Below are 1907 nucleotides of genomic sequence, written 5' to 3'. Positions count from 1 at the left end.
ATCAAGTAGGAGGCGGTGACTAACCGCCGTCCTCTCACACCACCGTGCGTACCGTTCGGTACACGGCGGTTTCAATAGTTGACGTGCACAGACTGATAGGCTGTGGCTAAATCATAGAAGCCACTGTTTATCAGTCTTTCTTTTGTCATGGCTTTCTTAACTGTTGTCAGATTCGCACAATACCAGTGTCCTCTTCGGCAGTTTGCTGCCATGTTCGCATAGTATTCGTGTACTCCCATCTTTATCAGATTTCTTTTCTTTGTTCTTGGAAGTTTCCACTGTTTCCATATACACATACGTATTCTGTGGTAGAGCCATCCGTTGATGTCATCTATGTTATTCTTCATACTTGCAATTCCGTAGTAGTTAAGCCATCCCTTCGCATACACCTTGATTTTCTCAAGGCTTGGCTTGATTGACTGACATCGCTTACGGGAAGATAACTCCTTCAGTCTAGACTTAAACTTCTTCCATGTCTTCGGATGAACTCGGACATAAATGCCTTTTCCGTTCCTTCCCAATGCAAAGCCAAGGAATTTAAAATTTCGGATTGCAAATACGCTGACAGTACGACTCTTTTCTCGGTTGACTGTAAGTTTCAGCCTCTCCTCAAGATATTTTGTACTGCTTTCCAAGAGTCTCTCTGATGCCCGCTTGCTCTTTGCAAGAAGCACAATGTCATCTGCGTATCTTATGTATGGAACGCCTCTTTTCAAGAATTCCTGGTCGAACTCATTGAGGTAGACATTTGCCAGCAATGGTGATAGATTTCCACCTTGTGGTGAGCCTTCCTCTGTATCAATGACTACTCCGTTCTCCATTACACCGCTTTTCAGATAGCGCTTTATCAACTGTACTACACGTTCATCTTTTACATTCTTTCGGAGAAGATTGATGAGAATTTCGTGATTAAGAGTATCGAAGTACTTTGACAAGTCAAGGACTACAGCAAATGTATAGCCTCGTTCGGCATACTCCTTCACCTTAAGTATTGCGTCTTTTGCACTTCTGTTCGGACGATAGCCATAGCTACCCTCTGCAAACAGCGGTTCATAGATTGGCACTAACTGTTGGGTTATTGCCTGTTGAAGTGTACGGTCTACCACTGTTGGTATGCCAAGCTTTCGCACACCACCATCTGGTTTTGGAACCTCAACTCGTCTTACTGGAGACGGAGTATACTTTCCACGATAAATGCGGTCGGTTATCTCTTGTTGATGTTCCTTTAGATATGGAAGAGCCTCCTCAACGGTCATGCCATCAATTCCTGGCGCTCCCTTGTTTGCCTTGACTCTCTTATACGCTCTGTTAAAGTTGTCTTTATACAGTATCGCTTCCAAAAGTCTCGGCTGTGCACTGTCTCTTTCTTTCCATATCCGATTGAATGACCTAGACGCTCTTGCATACCCTTCGTGTTCCGCACTATCTCTTTGCGAACAGCCATTGTTTTCAATATTTTCTGCCATAGGCGGTCATTCCTCCTTTCTCGGTCATACTCAAGACTCCTACTGATTCGGTCCTTCACCTCTCGGCTACTATGACCTCTGCTGACTTCTGTGCGTTCAGCATTGCTTTATGCAATGGTTACCTCTTTCAAGGCGTACCGTACAGACCTCCCTAGGTACCACACGTTTCTTCCTCTCCATCCATCTGCCTCATCTATCATGCATGATTCCGTGCAGTTATTGGGCTTCAATTTGGCGTGCAACCTTACCCTCATGCATAACCTCATATGAGATTTCTGTCCGTCAGACCAGAGATTTGCCCGTGAGTTAGTATGTTCCTCACATCCAGCTTCCTTCAGATTCCACCTCACGATGGACACCCTTGCCTTCGGCTATATCCTTCCCACTACCGGGTGGATTCGGGACTTTAACCCGTTAGAAACGTGCGCCGCTAGGCGCACA

At 45.4% G+C, this 1907-nt stretch carries 1 protein-coding gene; it reads right to left on the bottom strand.

Going from position 1 to position 1907, the window contains the following annotated elements; all coding sequences use genetic code 11:
* Window positions 1-71: 71 nt before the first annotated feature.
* Window positions 72-1466 (bottom strand): group II intron reverse transcriptase/maturase, encoded by a 1395-nt coding sequence (gene ltrA / locus PGQ33_RS16645; RefSeq protein ID WP_270206120.1) that lies wholly within the window; start codon window positions 1464-1466, stop codon window positions 72-74.
* Window positions 1467-1907 lie beyond the last annotated feature (441 nt).

The sequence above is a fragment of the Coprococcus sp. AM100_B19A genome, from assembly GCF_027662015.1.
Lineage (GTDB): Bacteria > Bacillota > Clostridia > Lachnospirales > Lachnospiraceae > Allocoprococcus > Allocoprococcus comes.
This window is presented reverse-complemented; position numbering and strand designations above follow the sequence as displayed.

Excerpts from the sequence above, each read along its gene's own strand:
- ltrA (WP_270206120.1), bottom strand. The coding sequence starts at position 1,466 with ATGGCAGAAAATATTGAAAACAATGGCTGTTCGCAAAGAGATAGTGCG.